Origin of the sequence: Exiguobacterium sp. BRG2, from assembly GCF_031844245.1 — a bacterium.
Lineage (GTDB): Bacteria > Bacillota > Bacilli > Exiguobacteriales > Exiguobacteriaceae > Exiguobacterium_A.
Window position 1 is genome coordinate 48,417 of record NZ_JAUZUW010000003.1, and the last position, 25,278, is coordinate 73,694.

At 47.9% G+C, this 25,278-nt stretch carries 24 protein-coding genes and 1 riboswitch; of the genes, 16 read left to right on the top strand and 8 right to left on the bottom strand.

Features of this window, described 5'->3' with window-relative positions:
* Positions 1–57: 57 nt before the first annotated feature.
* Positions 58–624, bottom strand: a complete 567-nt coding sequence (locus Q9R23_RS05350) for an ECF transporter S component (protein WP_029342415.1) — start codon at positions 622–624, stop codon at positions 58–60.
* A 154-nt stretch (positions 625–778) separates the two neighbouring features.
* A riboswitch (FMN riboswitch) is annotated at positions 779–921 on the bottom strand.
* Positions 922–1,032: 111 nt separating this feature from the next.
* Between Q9R23_RS05350 and Q9R23_RS05355 the strand changes: the two genes are divergently transcribed.
* The 4 genes from Q9R23_RS05355 (at position 1,033) to Q9R23_RS05370 (ending at position 3,357) form a co-directional block, all read left to right on the top strand.
* Positions 1,033–1,383 carry a HesB/IscA family protein gene (locus Q9R23_RS05355; RefSeq protein ID WP_311246573.1) on the top strand — a complete coding sequence of 117 codons (351 nt, stop codon included), beginning with the start codon at positions 1,033–1,035 and terminating at the stop codon, positions 1,381–1,383.
* 119 nt (positions 1,384–1,502) lie between these two features.
* Entirely contained in the window at positions 1,503–2,369 is an 867-nt protein-coding gene (locus Q9R23_RS05360) for an NAD-dependent epimerase/dehydratase family protein (protein ID WP_311246574.1), read from the top strand.
* On the top strand, positions 2,366–2,869 hold the full coding sequence (locus Q9R23_RS05365) for a GNAT family N-acetyltransferase (RefSeq protein WP_311246575.1): 504 nt from the start codon (positions 2,366–2,368) through the stop codon (positions 2,867–2,869). Before Q9R23_RS05360 ends, Q9R23_RS05365 begins: the two co-directional genes overlap by 4 nt.
* Positions 2,866–3,357: a GNAT family N-acetyltransferase gene (locus tag Q9R23_RS05370; RefSeq protein ID WP_311246576.1), complete on the top strand. Its 492-nt coding sequence runs from the start codon at positions 2,866–2,868 to the stop codon at positions 3,355–3,357. The genes Q9R23_RS05365 and Q9R23_RS05370 overlap by 4 nt, the downstream gene beginning before the upstream one ends.
* A gap of 241 nt (positions 3,358–3,598) precedes the next feature.
* Here Q9R23_RS05370 and Q9R23_RS05375 read toward each other — a convergent pair whose 3' ends face one another.
* Positions 3,599–4,597, bottom strand: a complete 999-nt coding sequence (locus Q9R23_RS05375) for an NAD(P)/FAD-dependent oxidoreductase (RefSeq protein WP_311246577.1) — start codon at positions 4,595–4,597, stop codon at positions 3,599–3,601.
* A gap of 243 nt (positions 4,598–4,840) precedes the next feature.
* Here Q9R23_RS05375 and Q9R23_RS05380 point away from each other — a divergent pair, with 243 nt between their 5' ends.
* From Q9R23_RS05380 to Q9R23_RS05405, 6 genes are all read left to right on the top strand, one after another.
* Positions 4,841–6,052: an NAD(P)/FAD-dependent oxidoreductase gene (locus Q9R23_RS05380; RefSeq protein WP_290783257.1), complete on the top strand. Its 1,212-nt coding sequence runs from the start codon at positions 4,841–4,843 to the stop codon at positions 6,050–6,052.
* Positions 6,053–6,133: 81 nt separating this feature from the next.
* Positions 6,134–6,451, top strand: a complete 318-nt coding sequence (locus Q9R23_RS05385) for a YuiB family protein (RefSeq protein WP_023469133.1) — start codon at positions 6,134–6,136, stop codon at positions 6,449–6,451.
* A 101-nt stretch (positions 6,452–6,552) separates the two neighbouring features.
* Complete coding sequence (glcT, locus tag Q9R23_RS05390; protein ID WP_023469132.1) at positions 6,553–7,410, top strand: glucose PTS transporter transcription antiterminator GlcT; 858 nt, start codon at positions 6,553–6,555, stop codon at positions 7,408–7,410.
* A gap of 217 nt (positions 7,411–7,627) precedes the next feature.
* Entirely contained in the window at positions 7,628–9,151 is a 1,524-nt protein-coding gene (ptsG, locus tag Q9R23_RS05395) for a glucose-specific PTS transporter subunit IIBC (protein ID WP_214852671.1), read from the top strand.
* A 130-nt stretch (positions 9,152–9,281) separates the two neighbouring features.
* A complete protein-coding gene (gene ptsG / locus Q9R23_RS05400) occupies positions 9,282–11,393 on the top strand; it encodes a glucose-specific PTS transporter subunit IIBC (protein ID WP_311246578.1) in 2,112 nt (703 codons plus the stop codon).
* Between the two features lie 153 nt (positions 11,394–11,546).
* Entirely contained in the window at positions 11,547–13,064 is a 1,518-nt protein-coding gene (locus Q9R23_RS05405; RefSeq protein WP_290783253.1) for an MDR family MFS transporter, read from the top strand.
* 108 nt (positions 13,065–13,172) lie between these two features.
* Here Q9R23_RS05405 and ptsP read toward each other — a convergent pair whose 3' ends face one another.
* A complete protein-coding gene (gene ptsP, locus Q9R23_RS05410; protein ID WP_311246579.1) occupies positions 13,173–14,897 on the bottom strand; it encodes a phosphoenolpyruvate--protein phosphotransferase in 1,725 nt (574 codons plus the stop codon).
* Between the two features lie 353 nt (positions 14,898–15,250).
* On the opposite strand from ptsP, the gene Q9R23_RS05415 reads away from it, so the two are divergent.
* The 3 genes from Q9R23_RS05415 to Q9R23_RS05425 are packed head-to-tail and all read left to right on the top strand — an operon-like array spanning position 15,251 to position 17,479.
* The gene (locus Q9R23_RS05415) at positions 15,251–16,663 is read left to right on the top strand and encodes a leucyl aminopeptidase (RefSeq protein WP_214852682.1); all 1,413 of its coding nucleotides are present in this window, start codon (positions 15,251–15,253) and stop codon (positions 16,661–16,663) included.
* Positions 16,660–16,830, top strand: coding sequence for a hypothetical protein (locus Q9R23_RS05420; protein ID WP_156358998.1), 171 nt, complete (start codon positions 16,660–16,662; stop codon positions 16,828–16,830). Before Q9R23_RS05415 ends, Q9R23_RS05420 begins: the two co-directional genes overlap by 4 nt.
* Positions 16,811–17,479, top strand: coding sequence for a DUF429 domain-containing protein (locus tag Q9R23_RS05425; RefSeq protein ID WP_311246580.1), 669 nt, complete (start codon positions 16,811–16,813; stop codon positions 17,477–17,479). Before Q9R23_RS05420 ends, Q9R23_RS05425 begins: the two co-directional genes overlap by 20 nt.
* On the opposite strand, the gene ytvI is transcribed toward Q9R23_RS05425, so the two are convergent.
* A complete protein-coding gene (ytvI, locus tag Q9R23_RS05430; RefSeq protein WP_290757697.1) occupies positions 17,459–18,583 on the bottom strand; it encodes a sporulation integral membrane protein YtvI in 1,125 nt (374 codons plus the stop codon). The genes Q9R23_RS05425 and ytvI overlap by 21 nt on opposite strands.
* Positions 18,584–18,672: 89 nt before the next feature.
* Between ytvI and Q9R23_RS05435 the strand changes: the two genes are divergently transcribed.
* On the top strand, positions 18,673–18,858 hold the full coding sequence (locus tag Q9R23_RS05435; protein ID WP_214852695.1) for a hypothetical protein: 186 nt from the start codon (positions 18,673–18,675) through the stop codon (positions 18,856–18,858).
* Positions 18,824–19,711: a MazG nucleotide pyrophosphohydrolase domain-containing protein gene (locus Q9R23_RS05440; protein ID WP_251137787.1), complete on the top strand. Its 888-nt coding sequence runs from the start codon at positions 18,824–18,826 to the stop codon at positions 19,709–19,711. The genes Q9R23_RS05435 and Q9R23_RS05440 overlap by 35 nt, the downstream gene beginning before the upstream one ends.
* Positions 19,712–19,750: 39 nt before the next feature.
* On the opposite strand, the gene Q9R23_RS05445 is transcribed toward Q9R23_RS05440, so the two are convergent.
* The 4 genes from Q9R23_RS05445 to Q9R23_RS05460 are packed head-to-tail and all read right to left on the bottom strand — an operon-like array spanning position 19,751 to position 22,531.
* The gene (locus Q9R23_RS05445) at positions 19,751–20,941 is read right to left on the bottom strand and encodes an aminotransferase (protein ID WP_311246581.1); all 1,191 of its coding nucleotides are present in this window, start codon (positions 20,939–20,941) and stop codon (positions 19,751–19,753) included.
* Entirely contained in the window at positions 20,938–21,435 is a 498-nt protein-coding gene (locus Q9R23_RS05450) for an Lrp/AsnC family transcriptional regulator (protein WP_035406085.1), read from the bottom strand. The genes Q9R23_RS05445 and Q9R23_RS05450 overlap by 4 nt, the downstream gene beginning before the upstream one ends.
* 4 nt (positions 21,436–21,439) lie before the next feature.
* Positions 21,440–22,234: a glycosyltransferase family 2 protein gene (locus Q9R23_RS05455; RefSeq protein WP_311246582.1), complete on the bottom strand. Its 795-nt coding sequence runs from the start codon at positions 22,232–22,234 to the stop codon at positions 21,440–21,442.
* Positions 22,235–22,291: 57 nt separating this feature from the next.
* Positions 22,292–22,531: a NifU N-terminal domain-containing protein gene (locus Q9R23_RS05460; RefSeq protein ID WP_035406091.1), complete on the bottom strand. Its 240-nt coding sequence runs from the start codon at positions 22,529–22,531 to the stop codon at positions 22,292–22,294.
* A gap of 461 nt (positions 22,532–22,992) precedes the next feature.
* Here Q9R23_RS05460 and Q9R23_RS05465 point away from each other — a divergent pair, with 461 nt between their 5' ends.
* Positions 22,993–25,260, top strand: coding sequence for a ribonucleoside-diphosphate reductase subunit alpha (locus Q9R23_RS05465; protein WP_056062774.1), 2,268 nt, complete (start codon positions 22,993–22,995; stop codon positions 25,258–25,260).
* Positions 25,261–25,278 lie beyond the last annotated feature (18 nt).

Here is a 25,278-nt window from a genome sequence, read left to right on the forward strand (position 1 = left end):
CCCCTCGTTCGTCTGAACGAGGGGATTCGTGTCCGTCAGCGGGCGCAGCTTTTCGGATCAGGCAGATTGTTGACGGCGCATCATCCATGGTCGTAGCTTCAAGAACAATGGAATGAAGAGTGCCGAGATGAACAAAGCCTTGATGACGTTAAACGGTAAGATACCGGCAGTGATCGCTGTCCATTTGACAGCTGGATCCGCCATGTAATCCATACCGAGGAACCATGCATACGCTGGAAGGATCAAGATATAGTTGAGGATCGCAAGACCGAGTGCCATCGTGATCGTACCAGCGACGAGACCAGTTGCAAGACCTTGTGTTGATTTCTTTTTGTGGTAGAACCAGCTGACAGGTAGTACGAATGCGACGCCTGCAGCGAAGTTCGCGAATTCTCCGACCGGAACACCACTTCCGCGGAAGATGTAGTATAACACGTTCTTCAATGCTTCGACGATGACACCTGCGACCGGTGAGAACATGATCGCTGCGACAAGAGCAGGAACATCACTGAAGTCGATCTTCAGATAGTTTGGTAAGAACGGTAGTGGAAAATTGATAAGCATAAGAACAAATGAGATTGAACCTAACATTGACAGAGTGACCATTTTTTGTGTGCGTTTCATACGAGTATTGTCTCCTTTTGCTCGTTCCTCTCGATGAAGTATTGGCATGACTGCGACCATAAAGAAACCCCCATTGATGAGATCAACAGGGGAGAAGTCCGCATTAAATAAACCTAATCGATTATTGCAAAATCGATCAAATTCAAACTCATGCCGCCATCTTCTCCCATCCAGACTGTACTGTCGGCTCCTGAATTACACAGAATCAGCAAATAGCGCCCTATTCGCTCGCGGGCTTCAACTTAAAAAGAGTTGTTTACCGCCGGTCGGGAATTTCACCCTGCCCTGAAGATGGAACGATTATTTTGTTGTACATACCATTTATACAACGAATTCAAGATAGTTTCAAGCAACTAGGTTTCGATTCGCTCAGAAGTTGCGTATACTAAAGAAAAGGAAGGTGATGACATGATCCATTTAACGGAGGCAGCAGCGCTACAAGTCCAGGACATGATGGCGCAGGCACCAGCAGATGAACGAAATCTTCGGATGCTCGTCCAAGGTGGTGGATGTAGTGGTCTGTCGTACGGAATGGGATTCGATCAACAAAAAGAAACGGATCTCGTTTTTGAACAGCACGGCGTGACCGTCATCGTGGACGAAAAAGATTATCCGGTCGTCAAAGGACTGGAAATCGATTATAAACAGTCGATGCTCGGCGGCGGATTCACGATCACGAATCCGAATGCCATCGCAACATGCAGTTGCGGGACATCGTTCCGGACGGCAACGAATGCCGGGACACCGGGTGGCTGTTAATGAATCCAATCGTGGACGATGTCCACGATTTTTTTTATTGCCTGCAAACAGGAGACCTGCTCTATTGACTCGAAATATTTAAGAGAGTGAATGCTACTACGAATAGGGAGGGCTTCAGGATGAGAAAAGTATTGATCTTCGGGGGAACACGCTATTTCGGACGCCGGCTTGCGATTCGCTTAGCCGATTCGGGGGATGATGTGACGATCGTCACACGCGGTGAGCATACACCACCGGTCGCGAAGGGCTTGACATTTTTCAAAGGGGACCGTACGTCGAGTAGTACGATGAAGGACTTAAGCCAAAAGCACTGGGATGTCATCTATGACAACATCTGCTTCACGCCGTATCAAGCAAAACTCGCGATTGACGCATTTGAAGGGAAAGTCGGACGCTACGTGTTGACGTCGACGATGTCTGTCTATGAAGACGGCGGTGCGAACATCACGGAGCGTTCCTATAATCCGTTTCCCGGGAAATATGATCTTGAGAAGGAACACGGATATGGTGAAGGGAAGCGCCAAGCGGAGAGTTATTTCTTCCAACGCGCGACATTCCCTGTCGTTGCCGTTCGATTCCCAGTTGTCCTCGGACCAGATGATTATACGGAACGACTCGTCTTTCATATCAAGCGGGCGCTTGACGGGCGTCCGATCGTTGCTGAAAACACATACGCGAAGATGGCGTATATCTCAAGTTACGAAGCCGCTGCCTTTTTGGAGTGGTGTGGTCGCTCGGAACTGACGGGACCGATTAACGCTGCAAGTGACGGTGTCTTATCGATTCAAGATTTGATGGATAAAATCGACCGTGTCGCAGGAACGACGAGTCAACTCGTCGCAAAAGGAGAGGATGAATCGCCACTTGCGCCAGAACGCGATTTCTATATGGATACGACAGCTGCGAAACAAGCGGGCTATCTGTTCCAACACATCGATGACTGGCTCGATCGTTTGATTGAAGAGGAGGTGCGCAATCACCAATGATGCAGTTGATAAAACCAACCCTCGCATGGGAGACAGAATACCGCGCCTTTTTAGAAGACTGGCGAGAGTCGGGTGAAACGATCGTGCCGGAAGCAGTCGGAGACACATATGAACCACTGGGCGCTTATTTCGCGGAACTGAAGGAAATGGAGACAACGGTCAGACCGGGTCTCGTCACCCATTCGACGTACTGGATGGTCGACGGACAACGAATCGTCGGTGCGCTGAACTTCCGGCATGACTTGACGGAGAACTTAAAGTTGTACGGTGGGCACATCGGATACGGCATCCGACCATCCGAGCGTCAGAAAGGATATGCGACGACCGGGCTCCGTTTAGCGCTAGAAGAAGCACGGCAACGTGGACTCGATCAAGTGCTGTTGACGTGTGGCGTTGATAATGTAGCATCACGTCGTGTCATCTTAGCGAACGGCGGACGAGAAATTGAGCCGACTGTTCATAATGGACGCGAGACACGTCGCTTCATCATCCCGTTATGAGAATTCGTGAAGCACGTCTTGAAGATGCGTCGACCATTGCGCGCGTTCATATCGATGTCTGGCGGGAGACGTATCAAGGGATCATCCCTGATTCTTATTTAGCACAGTTGTCTTACGCGAAACGGACGAAACAATGGGAGCAGGCGTTAGTCGATCAGCGCGTGTATGTTGTGGAGTTAGAAGACGAAGTCGTTGGTTTCGCGCAAGGTGGACCAAATCGAAGGGATGCGCGTGAAGGAGAACTCTACGCGATTTATGTTTTGCGAGCTTCTCAAGGGCAGGGGCTCGGGAAGGCATTGTTTCAACGTATCATCGAGGACTTGGCGGAATACGAGGCAATGCAGGTTTCTGTCTTGCGGGATAATCCGGCGTGCCAGTTTTACGAGCGATTCGGCGGTCAGCTCTTCGAAGAATCGATGATTAAACGTGGTGGGGTGGAACTCGTGCAGCGGGTTTACCGGATGCCTGTTAAAAGATCATTCGTATGAAATCGGACGTTTCAACATCTTCGCTTTCCTCAGGCGGGAGGTAAGCCGCGCCAGTTCCCATTCCATGTGATCTGTCGGGTCTTCCCTATCCCTGACGGAAGCACACATCGTGCTTCCTTTTCCTGTAGGAGTCGAAGATGTTTGATCACGTCCTAGATGTGATTCCATCTAAATAAGAGGTCGGACTCCGATATGTCATCCGGAATTCGACCTCTTATTTGTTTTCAGCCATTCATTTATTTCAAGAATGATTCGTTACTTTTTCGAACAGACTCGTCGAGTGTTGCGGGTGACGAGCCGATGGATCGACAAGAAGTTTCGCCTGGTTGACGGCAATCGGTGCTTCACCGAAGCCTGTTGCGATCAATTTGACGCGTCCTTCGTAAGTCGCAATATCACCACAAGCGAAGACGCCTGGAATCGCAGTCTCCATCTTCGAATTGACACGAATCGAATTGCGTTCGAACTCGACTTCCCATTCTTTGAGCGGCCCAAGTGACGAGACGAAGCCGAAGTTACAGACGACATCGTCCGCAGCGACGACGACGACTTCACCACTTTCAGCATGTTTGAACGTCAGCGTCTCGATGTGCGTCTCACCTGTGACCGATTCAAGTGTATACGGCGTCATGACGTTGACAGACGAATCGTGTAACAGTTCGACCGAATGTTCATGGGCACGGAACTTATCACGACGGTGGACGAGCGTGACAGATTTGGCAATCGGCTCAAGCATCAATGACCAGTCGACTGCTGAATCGCCACCACCAAGCAGGACGACTTGACGATCCTTGAAACGTTCCATGTCGTTGACGAAATAGTGTAAGTTCGTTTCTTCGAAGCGTTCTGCATCTGCCACTCCGAGTGGACGCGCGGCGAACGAACCGTTTCCTGCCGTCAAGATGACGGTCTTCGTATAATGCTCGCCTTTGTTCGTGACGAGGCGGATGATTCCGTCATCCATCCGTTCATAAGCGATGACTGTCTCACCGAGCACATACGTCGGATCAAATTCATTTGCTTGTTCAAGCAACCGATCGACCAGTTCCTGTGCTTTTACTTTCGGAAAACCGGCAATATCGTATATATATTTTTCAGGATAAAGCGTAGCGAGTTGACCACCTAATTGAGGTAGACTCTCGATGACCTTCGTCTTCATCTGGCGCATTCCTGAATAAAACGCGGTGAACAGTCCGACCGGACCGCCGCCGATGATCGTGACATCATATGGTTGGTACATCTGATTCCCTCCTAGCATTGGATAGGTCTATTATATAGGAAGTAGGGGGTTCGGGTGCAAGTACGGAACATCTCACATTTTTTTAAGGGAAATTACATTTTTCTTTTGCAATCATTCTTAAAAAGTGTTTCAATAGGCTTATAGACATGTGAACATTATTTGAACAAAGTTTTTGAACATTCGTCTGTAATTGAATGTGAAGAAAATCACAACAAAACTACGATTCGTAAGGAGTATCAGAACATGAACACACCTAACATTGTTATTCTTGGAGCGGGCTACGGTGGATTGATCACAGCAGTCAACCTTCAAAAGAAACTCGGCGTCGATCAAGCGAACATCACGTTGATTAATAAACACGACTATCATTACCAAACAACTTGGTTGCATGAACCAGCTGCAGGTACGATGTCTGCGGAGCAAGCGCGCATCTACATCAATGATGTCATCAACCCGTCACGCGTCAAACTTGTCAAAGGTATCGTTGAGAAAGTCGACACGGCTGCTAAAACAGTTCTTTTACAAGATGGCGGAACAGTTCCTTACGATTACGTCGTCGTTGCTCTCGGTGGCGTTCCTGAAACATTCGGTATCAAAGGATTGAAGGAACACGCATTAACGATCAGCTCGTTGAACAGCGTCCGTAAAATCAAGGAACATATCGATTACTCATTCGCACAGTACAAAACAACAGGATCACAAGATCGTTCACTCTTGACGATCGTCGTCGGTGGTGCTGGATTCACAGGAATCGAGTTCATGGGTGAGCTCGTCAACCGTATTCCAGAACTGTGCAAACAATATGATATCCCACGCGAACTCGTTCGTGTCGTCAACATCGAGGCAGCGCCAACAGTCCTTCCAGGATTCGATGCTGATCTCGTCAACTACGCACACAAATGGCTTGAGCGCCAAGGCGTCGAGTTCAAACTCGGTAACGGCATCAAGGAATGTGGACCAGGAAGCGTCACATTCGGTCCGCTTCAAGGCGACACGACTGAGACGATCGAAGCGAACACGATCATCTGGACTGGTGGCGTCAGCGGTAACCCTGTCGTTGCAGCATCTGGTTTCGAAGCGATGCGTAACCGTGTCGTCGTCGAAGAAGATCTCCGTGTTCCAGGACACGACAATGTCTTCATGATCGGTGACTGTTCAGCAGTCATGGACCCAAGTTCGAACCGTCCGTACCCACCGACTGCACAAATCGCGACACAACAAGCACACAAAGTCGCTGAGAACATCGCGGCACTCATCGCGGGTCGTCAAACATCGACGTTCACGTACGAGAACAAAGGAACGGTCGCTTCGCTTGGTCACAAAGACGGCATCGGCATGGTCTTTGGTAAGAAGATTTACGGTCGTAATGCATCGTTCATGAAAAAAGTCATCGACAACAAGCACTTCTTCGAACTGAAAAAGCTTGGTCTTGCGATCAAAAAAGGGAAGTTCTAAGTTCACGTTTTAGGCAAATGTACACTCGTGCATTTGCCTTTTTTGTCGGTTATACTAAAAGAGATTCAAAGGGGGAACAGTATGCATATCATTCAAGCCGTGATCGGGAGTGTGCTTTATCTCGTCATGTTCTTTAGTATCGGATTCATTTTAAACATGTTGTTGCGGAGTACATGGGTGATGCTCGTACTCTATCCGGTCATCATCATCATGATGATCGACAACCAATCGACGCTCGAATACTTCACGAATGCTCGTGAAGCGATTCCGAATCTTGGGGACCGGATTGCTGGTCTACAGACAGCGGATATCACGATGTTCGCGGCTGGTCTTGCCGGAATCATCATCGCCGGTCTATCGATTCGCTTCTTGCGTAAGAGCGGTTACCAAATGTTTTAAAGTCTACTTGAGTAAGTAGGCTTTTTTCGTGTCTGAAAAACCGTTATAATAAAAACAATGTCTTTAAATAAATGTGTAAGAGCAGATTGGGTTGAGAGCGAATGGATAAACAAATGTACCACGTTATCAAGGTATTGAATAATAATGTCGTCATTTGTTCGACTGGTGCGAATCAGGAAGTCATTATCCTCGCGAAAGGGATTGGCTTCGGTCGGAAGCCAGGCGATCAACTGACAGATCTCGACAAGTTGGAAAAAGTCTACACGTTGAAGGATAAAGAAGAACAGGATCAATATAAGGCGCTCGTCGGTCATCTCGATGAGAACTTCATCGCGTTGATGAACGAGATCGTCTCGATGATCGAGACACGCTTCGGAAAAAAGGTCGACGAACATATCCATATTGGATTGACGGATCATTTGACGTTTACGTTCAAGCGACTGGAGCAAGGAATGGAAGTCACCAATCCGTTTCTTGCTGAAACGGAAGCCTTGTATCCGGAAGAGTACGCCCTTGCAGAAGAAATCGTCGAGTTCATCAGTGCCGAGATGAATTTTTACCTGCCTCCAGCGGAGACAGGATTCATCGCACTTCATATTCATTCGGCGACGAACTTCAAAGACGTACTCGAAGTCAACCGCCATCATCAACTCGTCGGTTTAATTGCTAGTCATATCGAACAGCGACTGGAGATTAAAATCGATCGAAAATCGCTTGATTACAAGCGTCTGATTCGGCATCTTCGTTCAGCGATTGAAAGGGTTTCCAATGGGGAGTATCTAGAGGCTCCAGAAAAAGTAGAAAAGCTATTGCGTGAAGAATATCCGCTATGCTATGATACTGCTTGGGAGCTGATGTCCATCATGGAACGTCAGTTGAAGAAAGCGGTACCGCGCGGTGAGGCGACGTATCTTACGATGCATCTGCAACGCTTAGTGCAGTACGATTCAGGTAAATGACCGCACGGACTACGTGTTACTGATACGATCAGGCATGAGTGGGATGTCGGGCAAGAAGCTTTATTTCCGTTATTCAACGGGATAAGTCTATTGTCTACAATCCGCTCGTGCCTGATTTTTTTCTGTAAAAAATCGGTCAGATGTCTGACTTTTTTCGTCTCAATCATTGGCATTATTCATCATACTTCGCTCTTAACAGGAAAAGGAGGAAACACACATGTTCAAACAGATTTTTGCTGTTCTTCAACGTGTCGGTAAAGCGTTGATGCTTCCTGTAGCGATTTTGCCAGCTGCCGGTATCCTACTCGGATTCGGTAACGCGATGCAAAATCCGAACTTGACGTCAAAACTCGAGTTCTTGAAAAATGATGCAATCATCAAGGTTGCAAAATTGATGGAAGCAGCTGGGGATATCATCTTCGGTAACTTAGCACTCTTATTCGCGGTCGGTGTCGCGATTGGTCTTGCAGGGGACGGCGCAGCCGGACTTGCGGCAATCGTCGGATTCTTGATCATGAACAAAACAATGAGCGTTTGGCTCGGCGTTACACCAGAAATGGTTGCTAACGGTCAAGGATATGCAAACGTACTCGGTATCCCAACACTTCAAACTGGGGTATTCGGTGGTATCATCATCGGTTTGATCGCAGCTTGGGCGTACGGGAAGTACCATAATCTCGAATTGCCACAGTTCCTTGGATTCTTTGCTGGTAAACGTTTCGTTCCAATCGTCACAGCAGTTGTTTCATTGGTTGCAGGTCTTGTTCTCGTATTCGTCTGGCCGTTTGCGCAAGATGGCTTGAACTCGTTCTCGCACTTCATGATGGAGAAAAACCCAACACTCGCAGCATTCGTCTTCGGTCTCATCGAGCGTTCGTTGATTCCATTCGGTCTTCACCATATCTTCTATGCACCATTCTGGTTCGAATTCGGTTCGTACAAGAATGCAGCAGGAACAGTCGTTCATGGTGACCAAGCAATCTTCTTCGCACAATTGAAAGACAACGCAACATTAACAGCTGGTACGTTCATGACTGGTAAATTCCCGTTCATGATGTTCGGTCTTCCAGCAGCAGCACTCGCAATGTACCACGAAGCTCGCCCTGAGCGTCGTGCAGTCGTTGGTGGTCTTCTTGGATCAGCAGCACTTACAGCATTCTTGACAGGTATCACAGAGCCAATCGAATTCGCATTCTTGTTCGTAGCTCCAATCTTGTTCGCAGTTCACGCTGTCTTCGCAGGTCTCTCGTTCATGACAATGCAATTGTTGAACGTTAAGATCGGTATGACATTCTCTGGTGGTTTGATCGACTTCCTTCTGTTCGGTGTTCTTCCAGGGCGCACACAGTGGTGGCTCGTCATCGTCGTCGGTCTTGCACTTTCTGTCATCTACTATGCTGGATTCCGTTTCGCAATCCGCAAGTTCAACCTGAAAACTCCAGGTCGTGAAGATGCAGCGCAAGAGACTTCATCTGCTCAAGGTTCTGAACTCGCTGAAGGTATTCTTGATGCACTCGGTTCAGAGTCGAACATCAAACACTTGGATGCATGTATCACACGTCTTCGTGTTGAAGTTCTCGACAAATCGAAAGTCAATAAAGATGAGTTGAAAAAATTAGGTGCTGCTGGTGTCCTTGAAGTTGGTAACAACGTCCAAGCGATCTATGGACCGAAATCAGACAACATCAAGTCTGAGATTCAAGCTGTCATCACGTCACGTAAACAAGAAAAAACAGTCTAATGTTTTTTTTAGATGAGTCCTTCTGCGGAAGGGCTCATTTTTTTTTTCGAAATCGTTTAGAATCGTTTTGCACTAGAATATTTTAGGGTATGAATTAAGTAGTTTGTTTAAAAAAGGAGGGAATATGCGCATGTGGAAAAACGTGTTTGGTGTCTTACAGCGGATCGGTAAGGCCCTGATGCTACCGGTAGCGATTTTGCCAGCAGCGGGGTTATTGCTTGCGTTCGGGACAGCGTTTCAAAACCCGAACTTAACACAATATTTACCGTTTCTCGAGAACGATTCGCTTGTCGTCATCTGGCGAGTCATGCAGGATGCGGGTGATATCATCTTTGCGAACCTCGGGTTACTGTTTGCCGTCGGGGTCGCGATTGGTCTTGCGAATGGGGAAGGGGTCGCCGGTCTAGCAGCGATCGTCGGTTTCTTGATCATGAACAAGGTCATCAGTTCTTTCTTACAGATCACACCAGAAAAAATCACGGAAGCACAGAAAGCGAGTGATTTGTCGTATGCGACGGTCCTCGGGATACCGACCTTGCAAATGGGGGTATTCGGAGGGATCATTGCCGGTTTGATAGCAGCGTACAGTTATAATAAATTCTTTAAAATCAAACTGCCTGATTTCCTCGGATTCTTCGCAGGGAAACGTTTTGTTCCGATTGCAACTGCCTTATTTAGTCTTGTCGCCGGGTTTGCCTTATCGTACATTTGGCCACCGATCGGGACAGGTATCAATACGTTCTCGAAAACGATCATCGAAGCGAACGAACCGTTGTCTGCCTTCATCTTTGGACTCGTCGAACGTTCGTTGATTCCGTTCGGTCTTCACCATATTTGGTACTCAAGCTTCTGGTTCCAATTCGGTGAATATACGGATAAAGCAGGAACGATCATTAACGGGGACCAGCGGATCTTCTTTGCGCAATTAAAAGATGGTGTACCGTTCACAGCAGGGACATATATGACTGGGAAATATCCATTCATGATGTTCGGTTTGCCGGCAGCCTGTCTTGCAATGTACCATACTGTCGCAAAAGATCGTCGAAAAGCTGTTGAAGGTCTTTATTTTTCAGCAGCATTGACGTCTTTCCTAACTGGGATCACGGAGCCAGTCGAGTTCTCATTCGTATTCGTTGCACCGCTTTTGTTCGCTGTGCACGCTGTTTTCGCAGGTCTATCGTTCATGATTATGGACTTGCTAAACGTTAAGATTGGGATGACGTTCTCCGGCGGATTGATTGACTACACGTTGTTCGGGATTTTACCGAACCGAACTTCGTGGTGGCTTGTCATTCCAGTCGGTCTCGTCTTCGCCGTCATCTATTACTTCGGTTTCCGTTTCGTCATCACGAAATTCGATCTGAAGATTCCAGGACGTGAAGCAATCAAAGAGGGTGCTGCGACATCGATGGCACAAGCAGGCGATCTACCGTATGAAATTCTACAAGCATTCGGTGGTCCATCAAACATTAAACATTTAGATGCCTGTATCACACGTCTTCGGATTACCGTCAATGATAAATCAGGTGTCAACAAGGATCGCTTGAAAGAGCTCGGTGCTGCCGGTGTCCTTGAAGTCGGAGATAACGTCCAGGCAATCTTTGGACCGAAATCCGATGGGATCAAGTCAGAAATGGCAGATATCATGAAAGATCCAAATTACAAACCGAAAGAGACACCGGAAGCTGATCCGATTCCACAAGTTCCAACAGGAGATGAAGCGCGAACTTCTGGATCGGGTACAACCGATACGGGACCACTCGCTGGAGATCGTGGGGGTGCTTATGTGCCTGAAGATGGATACGTCGCACCACTGAGCGGTATCATTCGTTCTCTGGATGATGTACCGGATCAAGTATTCTCCGGTCGTATGATGGGTGACGGATATGCGATCGAACCGACGGAAGGATATGTCGTCTCTCCCGTCTCTGGTGAGATTACAACCTTCTTCCCGACGAAACACGCGATCGGTATTCTTGCGGATAACGGAGATGAGATCTTGATTCACATCGGTATTGATACGGTGTCACTTGAAGGAAAAGGGTTTGAGGCGTTAGCGAAAGCTGGAGATCGTGTCAAACCGGGGACACCACTTCTCAATGTCGATCTCGAGCAAGTACGACCACTCGTGCCATCGTTACTGACACCGATCATCGTCACGAACAGTGGCGATCGAAAAGTCGACGTCGATGTCGGACAGACGGTCGAAGCCGGAGAAGCGATTTCGTATCGTGTAGAGTAAAGGAAGAAAAGCGACGGATCGTCACGAACGGTCCGTCTTTTTTTGTGTGAAACAATCGTAGAACACATTTGATAGTGAGATTTTGCACATATGATGATACAATGAGTTAGCTATTATAAGAGTTAGCTAATTTTTTAGAAATGAGGTGTGTCGATGTCTTCGACTACAACAAAAACGAATACGACACCTGTCGTCATTGGACTATTGATTGGGATTTTAGTCGCAGCAATGGATAACACGATCGTTGCGACGGCGATGCCGACGATCGTCAGTGAACTGAATGGGTTTGATCAGTACGCTTGGGTCACGTCGGCTTACATGATCGCAACCGTTGCCGGGATGCCGATCTTCGGTAAATTGAGTGACATGTATGGAAGAAAACGCTTCTTCCTCTTTGGGATGCTTATCTTCATGATAGGGAGTATCTTGTGTGGAATGGCAGACTCAATCATTGAATTGTCTGCGTATCGTGCCTTACAAGGGCTTGGTGGCGGTGCGTTGATGCCGATCGCCTTTACGATTATCTTTGATATCTTCCCACCGGAGAAACGTGGGAAAGTCAGTGGATTGTTCGGAGCGGTCTTCGGGATCTCGAGTATCTTCGGACCGTTGCTTGGTGCCGTATTGACGGATTCCCTCGACTGGCGCTGGGTATTTTATATCAACATCCCACTCGGATTGATTGCCCTTGGTCTCGTGACAGTCTTCTATCAGGAATCACCGGTGCACCGGACACAGAAAATCGACTACGTCGGTGCCTTCACGCTTGTTGCTGGATTGGTTTTATTCTTACTCGCGCTTGAAATGGGTGGGAAAGAGTATGCATGGTCTTCACCACAAATTCTTGGTCTGTTCGGAGCAGCACTCGTCGCGTTCGTTGCCTTCGCATTCGCTGAACGACGTGCCGCGGATCCAGTCATTACATTCAGTCTGTTCCGTCGTCGTTTATTTGCGGCAACACAAGGCGTTGCGTTCTTTTATGGATTCGTCTTCATCTCGGCGAGTGTGTTCATTCCAATCTTCGTTCAAGGTGTCTTTGGTGGCAGTGCGACGAACTCCGGTCTGATCCTTATGCCGATGTTAATTGCCTCAGTCATCTCGGCGCAGCTCGGTGGCCAGTTGCCGAATAAGTTTGGTTTCCGAAATGTCATGATCGTCTCGGCTGTCTTTTTCCTACTCGGTGTGTATCTCCTCAGTACAATGACGCTTGAGACATCGCGTACAGCAGTAACAATCTATATGATCATTCTTGGGTTCGGTGTTGGATTTAGCTTCTCGTTGTTGAACCTAGCAAGCATCAATGGGATCGAGATGCAACGTCGTGGTGCTGCGACGTCGATGGGATCGACATTCCGGACGATCGGGATGACGCTTGGTGTCACGGTCCTCGGAATCATTCAATCACGGACGTTCACATCGGCTGTAGCGGATCGATTGCCGCAAGGTGGAGCGCCGTCAGGTGGGCAGTTCCCGACGGCAGCTGCCTTTGCGAAGATGCCACCAGAAGTCGCGACAGCAATCAAGACGTCGCTTGCAGAATCCATCTCTACCGTCTATTTCTGGGCCTTGATTCCAGCAGTACTCGGTGTCATCTTTATCTTCTTGATGGGGAACGAACGTCCGATTTTATCGGAACAAGCGACTCCAGCGAAGAAGAAACAAGCTCAATGATCACGTTTCAACAACGTCTTCTTTCTTACTTAGAAAGAAGCGTTGTTTTTTGTTAATCGGCACAAAAAAAAGACGAACCTGGATTACTCCAGATTCGTCTAACAGAAATTACTTTTTGATATCGAATGTCGTGCTGAGGAAGTCGACGACTTCTTCTGCTGTATCCATATCAAGCACTTGCTCGACGATTGCTTCACACTCTGACTTGTTGAGGCGTGTCATCAAGCTACGTGCGCGAAGGACAGATGATGCTGACATCGAGAACTCATCGAGACCAAGACCGAGAAGGATTGGAAGTGCCAATTCTTCTCCTGCCATCTCACCACACATGCCGACCCATTTGCCTGCTTTGTGTGCTTCTGTGATGACGTTGTTCAAGAGGTTCAAGATGGCTGGGTTGAACGGCTGGTACAGGTATGATACTTTTTCGTTCATCCGGTCTGCCGCCATCGTGTATTGAATCAAATCGTTCGTTCCGACAGAGAAGAAGTCGACTTCTTTTGCGAACTGACGAGCCATGACCGCCGTTGCTGGGATCTCGACCATCATACCGACTTCGATGTCTTCTGATACAGTAACACCTTCAGCTTGGAGGTTTGCTTTCTCTTCAAGGAGAAGTGCTTTTGCGGCACGGAACTCTTCGATTGTTGCGATCATTGGGAACATGACAGCGAGTTTACCGTATGCACTCGCACGAAGAAGTGCGCGCAATTGTGTACGGAAAAAGTCTGTTTGATCGAGACAGAGACGGATCGCGCGGTAACCGAGGAACGGGTTCATCTCGTGTGGGAGATCAAGGTACGACAATTCTTTGTCGCCGCCGATATCGAGCGTCCGAATGACGACTTTTTTATCGCCCATTGACTCGAGAACGGTTTTGTATGCTGTGAATTGCTCGTCTTCCGTTGGGAATGTCTCTGCATCCATGTAGAGGAATTCTGTCCGGTAGAGACCGACAGCTTCTGCTCCGTTTTCAAGCACGCCTTTGACATCGTTTGGTGTACCGATGTTTGCGGCGAGCTCGACGTGGTGACCGTCAGCTGTCATTGTTTTTTCGTTCTTAAGTTTTTTCCACTCTTCTTTTTGTGCGATGTATGCTGCACGTTTTGCTTCATACTCAGCGACTTGCTCTTCACTTGGGTTGACGATGACGTCACCTTCCGCACCGTCAAGGATGAGAAGATCGCCGTGTTTAACGTCCGTCAAGACAACTTTTGTTCCGACGACTGCTGGGATTTCGAGTGAACGTGACATAATGGCAGAGTGCGATGTCCGGCCACCAATGTTCGTTGCGAAACCTTTAGCATACTTACGGTTCAATTGTGCCGTATCTGAAGGAGTCAAGTCTTCCGCGATGATGATGACTTCTTCGTTAATTTGAGCTGGAGTGACGAACGTGATACCGAGAAGGTGAGCCATCGTCCGTTTCGTGACGTCGCGGACGTCCGCTGCACGTTCACGCATGTATTCGTTATCCATTGATTCGAAAATCATGACCATCATGTTCGCGACTTCATCGAGTGCTTTCGCAGCATTTGCTTGCTCGTCCTCGATTTTTGCGTTCACCTGACTAACGATTTCCGGATCTTCTAGGATGAGAAGGTGAGCCGAGAAGATCTCCGCTTTATCTGGACCTAATTCTTTTAAGGTATTTTCACGAATGACTTCGAGTTCCGTCTTCGATTTTGCGATCGCTGCTTGGAAACGTTCTTTTTCCGCAGCCGTATCCTCGATTTTGTGCGATGGAATCTCAAAGACCGGTGTTTCCATCACGAATGCCTTTGCAATCGCGATCCCTGCAGAAGCGCCAATTCCTTTGATGTGTTGTGCCATGTGCATTACCCTCTTTTCAGTAAGTTTTTTTTAACGCGACGACTTCGTTTCTTAGCTATCTATAGATACCCATAAACGCCTCTCTCTTAACGAGCCTTCTGCGTACTCTTCCTTGAATGAAAACGTAGACATTTCCCGGAACAGCAAACGCATCGTTTCTTGAAGTGTCTCAATTTTTCACCTGTTTAATCCTATCATATTGTGAAACGGGCAACAATTGTTTGAAACCAAGCATTTCGACAAATTGGCAAACAAGAATCATGTAAGCGTTTTCAGTCCGCTGAGAGGCTATCAGTTGGAAAATGACTGAAAACACTTCATACTAATAGGTATTAGATAAAGGGGGAATTTTTATGCAAACGAATCAACCCGTAGACGTACTGATCGTCGGGATATCAGGGAATCAACCGATTGATGAACGATTACAAGCAATGTATGGTGACAAACTAGATGAGTGGGTCCGTCAAGGTGATATCTCAACGAAACGGGGAGAACTTCGTCTGTTGCCGACGTTATCAGGAGACGTCGCACGTGTGCTGTTCGTCGGACTCGGGAAAGTCGATCAACTCTCGCAAGACAACTTGCGCCGTTTGCTCGGAAAAGCAGCACAACATGTCAAAGCACGCCGCTTAGAACAGGTGACAGTCGACGCGACGACGTTTCCAGGTCAACCGGTCGAACTGATTGCTGAGACATTCACCCTCGCTACATATGAGGTCAAACATTATAAAACATCTCCTTCTAAAGCGTACACGCTTCATCTGACGGTCTTACCTTCTGAAGACGAGGCAGTGCGTCGCGGAAAAGCCTTAGGGGAAGCAACGAACTTGGCGCGACGTCTCGTAACGATGCCGGGAAATCTTTTGACGGCGCCAGCGCTTGCGGACGAAGCACGCTTCATCGCGGAGCGTCATGGACATGATCTCCGAATCATCGATAAGGAAGAGATGGAAGCACTTGGCATGGGTGCCTTGCTTGCCGTCAATCAAGGATCGGTCATCCCGCCGAAGTTGATCGTCCTTGAATACAAAGGCTCAGTAGAAGCACCGATTGCTGTCGTCGGAAAAGGTGTCACGTTCGATACAGGTGGTTATTCGATCAAACCAAAAGACGGGATCGTCGGGATGAAAGGAGATATGGGAGGCGCAGCAGCAGTTCTTGGTCTGTTTGAAGCACTCGGTCAACTCAAACCTGATGTTCACGTCATTGGCGTCATTCCGGCAACGGATAACATGATTTCTGGGGATGCTTTCAAACCAGATGATGTCATCACGTCGATGGCAGGAAAAACGATTGAAGTCTTGAACACGGATGCAGAAGGACGACTTGTCCTCGCAGATGCAGTCACGTACGTGAAAGAGTACCAGCCGAAAGCCATCATCGACCTCGCAACATTGACAGGTGGTGTCCTTGTCGCCCTTGGAACAGAAATCACAGGTGCATTGACGAATGATGCGTCACTTTACGAACGCTTTGAACAGGTGACGAAAGAGACGAACGAGATGGTATGGCAAATGCCATATGTCGATGCGTTCATTAAACAAGTCCGCCGCTCGGATGTCGCAGATTTGAATAACTCACCGGGACGCATGGGACACATGATCTTCGGTGGTGCGTTCGTCGGGGAATTTGTAGGCGACACACCATGGTTGCACCTCGATATCGCGGGAACATCGGAACAGAATCAAGCGTCTGAGATTGGTCCAAAAGGAGCAACGGGTGTCATGGTTCGTAGTCTGTATCGATTCGTCGAGCAAGAAAAATGAGACGTTGGAATCTACTCGGCGTCTTGTTGACGATTCTTACCGTCGTCTGGTACTTGGATGCACGAGATCGTCTATCGCTCGGTCTTGCGACATTTATCGGTATCTTCACGGTCTTATCACTACTGCGTTCTTTCCGGGAGAAGACGAATGCACGTCATCGGGATTGATGCGGCAAAGGCAGGATGGGTCGTCGTCAGGTACGAAAATGAGACGTACTCAGGATCAATCGAACCGACGCTTGGACAAATCCCGCCAGCCGACCGAATTTGGATCGATATGCCGATCGGTTTGATGGAAGGACGACGCGAAACAGATCAGCTGTTACGACAGGAACTACGCCCCGGACGAACGAGTAGTGTCTTTAATGCACCGTTCCTCAGTGCGTTGACAACACCAAGTTATATGGAAGCAAATAATTTAGCGAAACAACATGCTGGTATCGGACTTTCGAAACAAGCGTGGTATCTATTACCGAAAATCCGAGAAGTCCGTCATGCACATCGATCTGAAATGATCGAATCACATCCAGAAGTCTGCTTTGCACGCCTCGCCGGTCATCCGGCACGTTTTTCTAAGAAAACAAGGGAAGGCATCGCGGAACGAATTGAATTACTTGAACAATATGATTGTCCCCCGTTATGGGAACAGCGTCAGCCGAACGTCGCGATTGATGATTGGCTTGATGCTTGTCTGCTTGCAACCGGTGCACGGTTTCCATGCGATTACTTGCCAGCAAGTCAACCAGTGGACACGGAAGGGTATCCTTTATATGCCGCTGTACCCAAAAAATCACCCTCACCGAAATGGTGTGGGTGATCCTTTCACGAAGTCCCAGATATAATGGAAAATCTGTGCATTGTAGAGTGCTTTTAAGATGACGGCAATCAATGGTCCAAGGATTAGCCCGAAGACGCCGAAAAATTTGATTCCGACGAACAACGCAATCAATGCCGTAATCGGTTGAATGCCGATGTTATCGCCGACGATCTTCGGTTCCATGATGTTGCGCTGGAGAATGACGATGGCATACAAAATGCCAAGTCCAATCGCAAGCGTCGTATCTCCGGTGATCACCGAGTAAGCGATCCAAGGCAGGAAGACGGAACCAGTACCGAGATACGGTAAGATGTCGAAGAAGGCAGCGATGAAAGCAACTGCGAATGGATGATCGACACCAATGATGATTAAACCAATCAAGACGATGAAAAACGTGATCGTGATCAACGTGAGTTGCGCTTTAAGATAACCAAATAAGGCAGATCGTAAGCTCAAGAAGACCGACTCGACACGAGCGAACCAAGGAAGCATCTCGTAGCGCTTCAATCGCATTTCGTACTGGTGCCAATCCTTTGCGATGAAGAACCAAGCGAGTAAGACGATGACGAAAATCAACGCAATCGATGGTAAAGTCGCAAGAACAGATTGAAGCATCATCGCAACACTTTTTGAGCCTTCTCCAATCGCACTCGCAAGCGAACTACCGAGCGATTGAATACTGTTTTGGACCGTATTTTGTTGGGATGGTTCTAATGAACGTAATGCTTCAGACGCATCGTTCCAAATCGGTGCCAGTTTTTCGTTATATAGCTTTTGGAAATACAGACTCAACTCCTGGATTTGTGCCGGTAATTGATTGGCGACAAATACGAGACCGCGAATCAACTGCATGATGATCAAGGCAAGCGAACCGATCAATAAACCACTGATCAAAATGATGGACAATAACGCACCCCATCCACGATTGATCCGTAACCGCTTTTGAAAGAAATCGACAAGCGGACGGCTGAAAAGAGCAAGCAGAAACGCAAAGACAAACGGGTACAAAATGGACGAGAGGCGGATGAGTAACCATCCAACAGCTACGAAGGCGAAGATCACCGTCAAGAACCGGGCCATTTGCCAAAGACGTTCAGTCGACACAAGCAACACCTCTTACTGGATTATGTAGAATTGATATCATCATATCATGTTTAGGTAGGGAACGAGTCATTCAAAAGGAGGAGAAAGCGATGCGTAAAAGAGAAATCGGATTATTTGCTGCATTGATTGCTGCGACATCCGTTGGAATCCGAGAATGGAAGAAAAATCAGGCGTTTGCCAAACGCGTCAAACAAGAGACGGAGGCGCAAGTACGTCAAGCAATCGTGGGGGATCAGACAGATGGAACAGATGAAGACACTGCAACAAAAGGTTGATGCGACGATTCGTTCACTCGGAGGTTATTTTCGACCGCTCTCTGGTCTCGCACGCTTGACCGAAGAAATCGGTGAAGTCGGTGAAGCACTCGAACAAAGAGATCAAGAAGCTCTTCGTTCAGAACTTGTAGACGTTTTGATGATCTCGACGTGTCTTGCCAATCAATACGTGACGGATCTTGCGGTGCAACATGAGGCACTCGGAACGGTAAACGATGATCAGGACGGTTCCTTTTATCGACTTGTGCATGAAGCTGGTCAAGTCGCACGCGTCATGAATGGGTACGAAGGGGATAAACCGCCTAAAGCGAAGGATACAATTGTTCCAATCGGTCATTCCATCGCACGTCTGCAACGGGAATTATTTCGTTTAGCACGACCGCTACAACTCGATTTACTGTCGGAAATCGATCGGACGAATGAAAAGAATCTCAAGCGGGATAAAACACGCTTTGCGTTGACACGTGACCCTATCACGGAAGAGACGATTGATCACTTCCGGAGTGCGACAGGAAGTGAGGCACGTCTCTGGGGAGCACCTATTTATGAGGATGATCAAACATTAGCGGGTAATATGGAGGCGGCCCTCCCGTCGCTTCGACGATTCCTCCGCTGTGCGCCGATTGAGGGAATCGAGGCGTTCGTCTTCGAGGCACCGATGGAACGATCGCGTAGTTTAGTCGAAGTGAAAGAATTAGCAGATGAAATGGGGCGCTTGATCAAAGAGCGGACACCACTTGATTTCAAGGACTCACCGTATCGGTTAGAAGTTTTTGCGCCACAACTCGGTCCAGTCTCACCGTATCATGCGGAAGACGACTATCGGATGTTTCTTGTCTTCTATGTCGATTAAAAAATAAGCCGCCTGCTCGTTTGAGCAAGCGGCTTATTTTTAGTGTGAGTGAGACGATGTTGTCTCATCCTGAGTCTGCCATTTTTTCATGAAGCGCTGAATGCGCGCGATGGCTTCTTGCAGTTGCTCGATTGAACTCGCGTAACTTGCCCGGACATAGCCTTCACCGCTTGCTCCGAAGACGGATCCTGGAACGACAGCGACGCGCTCAGCGAGCAACAATTGCTCGGCGAACTGCTCACTCGTCAGCCCAGTATGACCAATGTACGGAAAAGCATAAAAGGCACCGCCTGGTAAGTGCGTCGGAAGACCCGCATCGTTTAACGCCTTGACGAAGTAATTCCGGCGTTGGCGATAACTTGTCACCATATCAGGGACTGTCTTATGACGAGAACGTAACGCTTCAATACCCGCGAATTGGACGAGTGTTGGTGCACACATCATTCCATATTGGTGGACCTTCAGCATCGATTGCGTGATCGCAGGTGGTGCGCAAGTAAAGCCGAGCCGCCAGCCCGTCATCGCGAAGGCTTTCGAGAAACCATTGATGATGATCGTCCGCTCCCGCATACCAGGAAGGGTCGCAAAACAAATCGCTTCTGTTTCGTAGGATAGCTCCGCATAGATTTCATCACTGATGACATATAAATCATGCTTTTGAACAAGTAACGCGAGGTCCGCTAACTGATCGCGTGTCATCGTCGAGCCTGTCGGATTCGATGGGAAACAGAAAATGATTGCTTTCGTTTTGTCCGTCAGCAACTGTTCGATCGTTTCCGGTTGAATCGCAAAACCGTCTTCTGCGTGACATGCAGCGGCGACAGGAATTCCTCCAGCAAGTTCGATCAAAGGGGCATATGAAACGAACGCCGGTTCAACGACGATGACTTCATCTCCCGGATTGATCAAACTACGAAACGTAAGGTCAAGTCCTTCCGAAGCTCCGGTCGTGACGATGATCTCTTCCGTCGTCGAATAGGAGATGGCGAACTTTTCTTGCATGTAAAGCGCGATTTCCTGACGTAACTCGAGTAAACCGGCGTTAGCACTGTATGCGGTGTAGCCCTGTTCTAGTGCTGCAAAGCTTGCTTCTCGGACGTTCCATGGCGTGACGAAATCGGGTTCACCGACACCAAGTGAGATGACATCTTCCATCGATCCGGCTAAATCAAAGAAACGACGAATGCCGGATGGGGCTAGCTGTTCGACACGTGTTGATAAAGATTTCATGGAGACACCTTCAATCGTTTGTCGTCATCATCCTGACTGAAGAGAACGCCATCGTGCTTATACGTCTTTAAGCGGAAATGGGTCGTCGTCGAGATGACGGAGTCGAGTGTCGATAATTTTTCAGAAACGAATTGAGACACTTCTTGTAGCGATTTGCCATCAAGTACGACTTGTAAGTCATATGCGCCTGACATCAGATACAGGGACGTCACTTCCGGGAAACGATGGATTCGCTCTGCGACTTCATCAAAGCCGCGTCCCCGTTTTGGTGTGACCTTGACATCGATGAAAGCTGTCACGCCGTGATGGGCATGAATCTTTTGCCAGTCAATGACGGCGGTATAGCCGAGTAGGACACCGTCACGTTTGAATGTTTCAATCGAAGCTGCTACTTCTGACGCTTCCCAATCGAGCATCTGCGCAAGTAAGTTTACGTCCATCGGACCATTTTGTGTTAATAGTGCTAATAATTCGAGTTGTTTTTCGGTGTACATGGAATCACTCACTTTCTGTCAATTGACCATTGAAGGTACGACGTGTCTGTCGCAGTCGTGCGCGTCGTTCTTCCTGAACGATATGGAAGTTCTTCATTTCACGTGTCGGAAGTTGATGTTTTTCGACCAGGCGGTCAAAATAGACGCGTCGCGTTGCGTCTTGTCGTGCCGACTCATGATTGCCGGACGGGTTGAAGGCGTACAGGACGGTTGCTCGTGCCGGATGTAACACTAAATGATCCTTACCGACGCGTAAAATCCAGTCCCAGTCCCAGTAGTTGAAGACGTCTTCATCAAACAGACCGAGTTGATCGTGGAGCGATTTACGGTAGAGCGATCCGGACGGAATGTACGTCGAGTCTTCTCGGATCGTCTCCGGATCATACGGGTACGCGAACGGTTCGGAATGGAGTGCAATCCGGTGACCGTCTTCCCAGCGATACGTAAAGAGCTCCGCGTCCGTATACGTTAGATCCGCGCCGGCTTCGAGATCACCGACTGCCTCTTCGAGATGACTCGGTAATAAGAGGTCATCGTCATCATGAAGTAAGATATACCGACCGGAAGCGAGCATGACACCGTGATTTCGAGCACGGACGTGATGATTTTCAGGTAACTCGACATATGTGAGCTGCAGACGATCCTGATAGGCAGAGGTCACTGCTGAGACATCGTCGCCATTATTGTTTAGAACGATGACATCGAAGTCCTGATAGTGTTGACGTGTCAACGCTTCTAGCGCTTCTGCTAGTTCGCGAGGACGATTGTATGTCGGGATGATGATGGATACGGTTGGCATCAGCGATCGCTCCTTGAACAAAGACACCTGTTCAGGAACAGGTGTCTTCTTGTTTTTTTACATGTTTGCTTCGATACGTGGTAGCAGCTCATTCCATTCTGCTTCTGGTTCTTTCGTGACCGTCACGAAGTCGCCGTAAGCGAATAGATTATCAATGCCATCGATAGCGATCAAAGATGCGAGCAACGTATCTTCCGGTGTATCTTCTTTTTTGACACTCGTACTTTTTGCACCGAAGCGCTGTTCCTCGAGCGTGATTTTGACGGAATTCGGGTTTGGTGTGTAATCGACTTGCATAGGTAAGCTCCTTTCAACGTACATACGTATATGCCATATGTCATCTTTTCGTGATAGTTGGATTCAATCCTTCTTCCTCCAAACGGAAGATCGATACGTTCAGTATATCAGAAAATTCGAAGAGAATATTTTTCTTCTGATAGGAGAAATGACTCATCTTTATTTTAAGAGTTCTCGTGAACTTATAATATGTTTTACTCGCTATCTCAATATATCTCAAAAGGCGTCATGATGCCTTTTTCAAATTGTTTGACCTGAATTTCAAAGCAAGGGGTTATTTTTTTAGATTTCAGTGATAACCTATATCTTGTACATTAACAGGTTTAAAAACGTCTAAAACGTCTATATATAGAGTGATACTTGTAGAGTTCTTTCTATATGTAGGACGTCTTTTTTTAGTTTAGCGTATTTCATAGTGTAATGCGAACCTGTTTAACGATAGAGAATGGGAGTGGTTCATAGTGGCATCTCCACTGAATACAGCACGCATCTTTAAGGGTGCAATGACAATAGAAGACGTATATGTCGTGATTCGACAAGCGACGGAAACGTATCCGGAACTTGATATCGACCGCTATACAGAACGTGCCATCCGAGCGCTTGAAGGAAAATCCCTACAAGCTGATCAAGTCTATGAACTGTTAACGATGCACGCACTCGATATGTTAAAGGCAGAAGAGCCGAACTGGACATTCGTAGCGACAGCGACTTACTTAAATCGGTTATATCTAGAAGCGGGTGAAAACCGCGGATATGCAGCGGAAGAACGATATGGTTCGCTGTATACATTGATTGAAAAGCTGACAGAAATCGGCATCTTCACGAAACATTTACTGGATGCGTATTCGAAAGAAGACATCAACGAACTGTCGGCAACGATTGATCCTTCTCGCGACCACCTGTTCACATACATTGGCCTTCGGACACTAGCAGACCGGTATCTTGCACGTGATCACGTTAAAAATTTGTACGAGCTACCGCAAGAACGATTCATGGTCATCGCGATGACGCTGATGCAGAACGAACCGAAGGAACGTCGTTTAGAGCTCGTCAAAGAAGCATACTGGGCATTGTCGAACCTCTACATGACGGTCGCGACACCGACGCTTTCGAACGCCGGTAAATCATATGGTCAACTCTCATCATGCTTCATCGATACAGTCGATGATTCGCTACGCGGCATCTATGACTCGAACACGGATGTAGCGACACTTTCTAAGGGTGGCGGCGGAATCGGTGTCTACATGGGGAAAATTCGCTCACGTGGATCAGACATCAAAGGCTTTAAAGGTGTTTCAAGTGGTGTCATCCCATGGATGAAACAATTGAACAACACGGCAGTCAGCGTCGATCAGCTCGGTATGCGCCAAGGATCAATCGCCGTGTATCTTGACATCTGGCATAAAGACATTCTCGAGTTCTTAGATGCGAAGCTCAACAATGGGGACGAGCGACTTCGGACACATGACTTGTTCACGGGCGTTAACTTACCAGACCGCTTCATGCGTGCTGTAGAAGCACGAGAAGACTGGCACCTGTTTGACCCACACGAAATTCGGACGATTATGGGCTTCAGCCTTGAAGATTATTTCGATGAGACAGAACAAGGCGGTAGCTTCACGGAAAGATACGAAGCATGTGTCAATGAACCGCGTCTCAGCAAAAAAACAGTTCCGGCAATCGATCTCGTCAAACGCTATATGCGTTCACAACTTGAGACAGGGACGCCATACATGTTCTTCCGTGACGCCGTTAACCGTGCGAATCCGAATAAACATGCTGGGATGATCTACTCATCAAACCTGTGCTCGGAAATCATGCAAAACATGAGCCCAACGACCGTGACAGAAGAGTACACGGAAGATGGTAAGATCATCGTCACGAAGACACCAGGGGACTTCGTCGTCTGTAACTTGTCATCGATTGCGCTTGCACGTGCGGTTCGCTCTGACGTCTTAGAACGATTGATTCCAATTCAAATGCGGATGCTTGATAACGTCATCGATCTGAATACGATCGATGTCCCGCAAGCGCAATTGACGAATCAAAAATACCGTGCCGTTGGTCTTGGAACATTCGGTTGGCACCATCTGCTCGCGCTTGAAGGTATCCGTTGGGAATCGGTCGAAGCGGTGCAATACGCAGACCGTCTCTACGAGAAAATCGCTTACTTGACGATCGATGCGTCGATGCAACTTGCGAAAGAGAAAGGCGCGTACCGTCTCTTTGAAGGTTCGGAATGGCAAACAGGAGAGTACATCAAACGTCGCCACTACAAAACGACGGATGAACTCGATTGGGATCGTCTCCAAGCCGACATCACGGCGCACGGGATGCGTAACGCTTACTTGATGGCAGTCGCACCGAACTCATCGACGGCGATCATTGCGGGAAGTACGGCATCGATTGATCCAATCTATAAAAAAGTCTACTCAGAAGAGAAGAAAAACTATAAGATCCCAGTTACCGTTCCGGATTTAACACCGGAAACGAACTGGTTCTATAAATCAGCGTTCGAGATTGACCAGTTATGGAGCATTCGTCAAAATGCTTCGCGCCAGCGTCACATCGACCAAGCGATCAGCTTCAATCTGTACGTGAAAAATAACGTCAAAGCAAAAGAATTACTCGAGATGCACATGGAAGCATGGCAACTTGGGATGAAGACGATCTACTACACGCGTTCGACGACGGTTGAGATCGACGAATGTGAATCGTGTTCATCATAAGATAAGGAGGACGATATC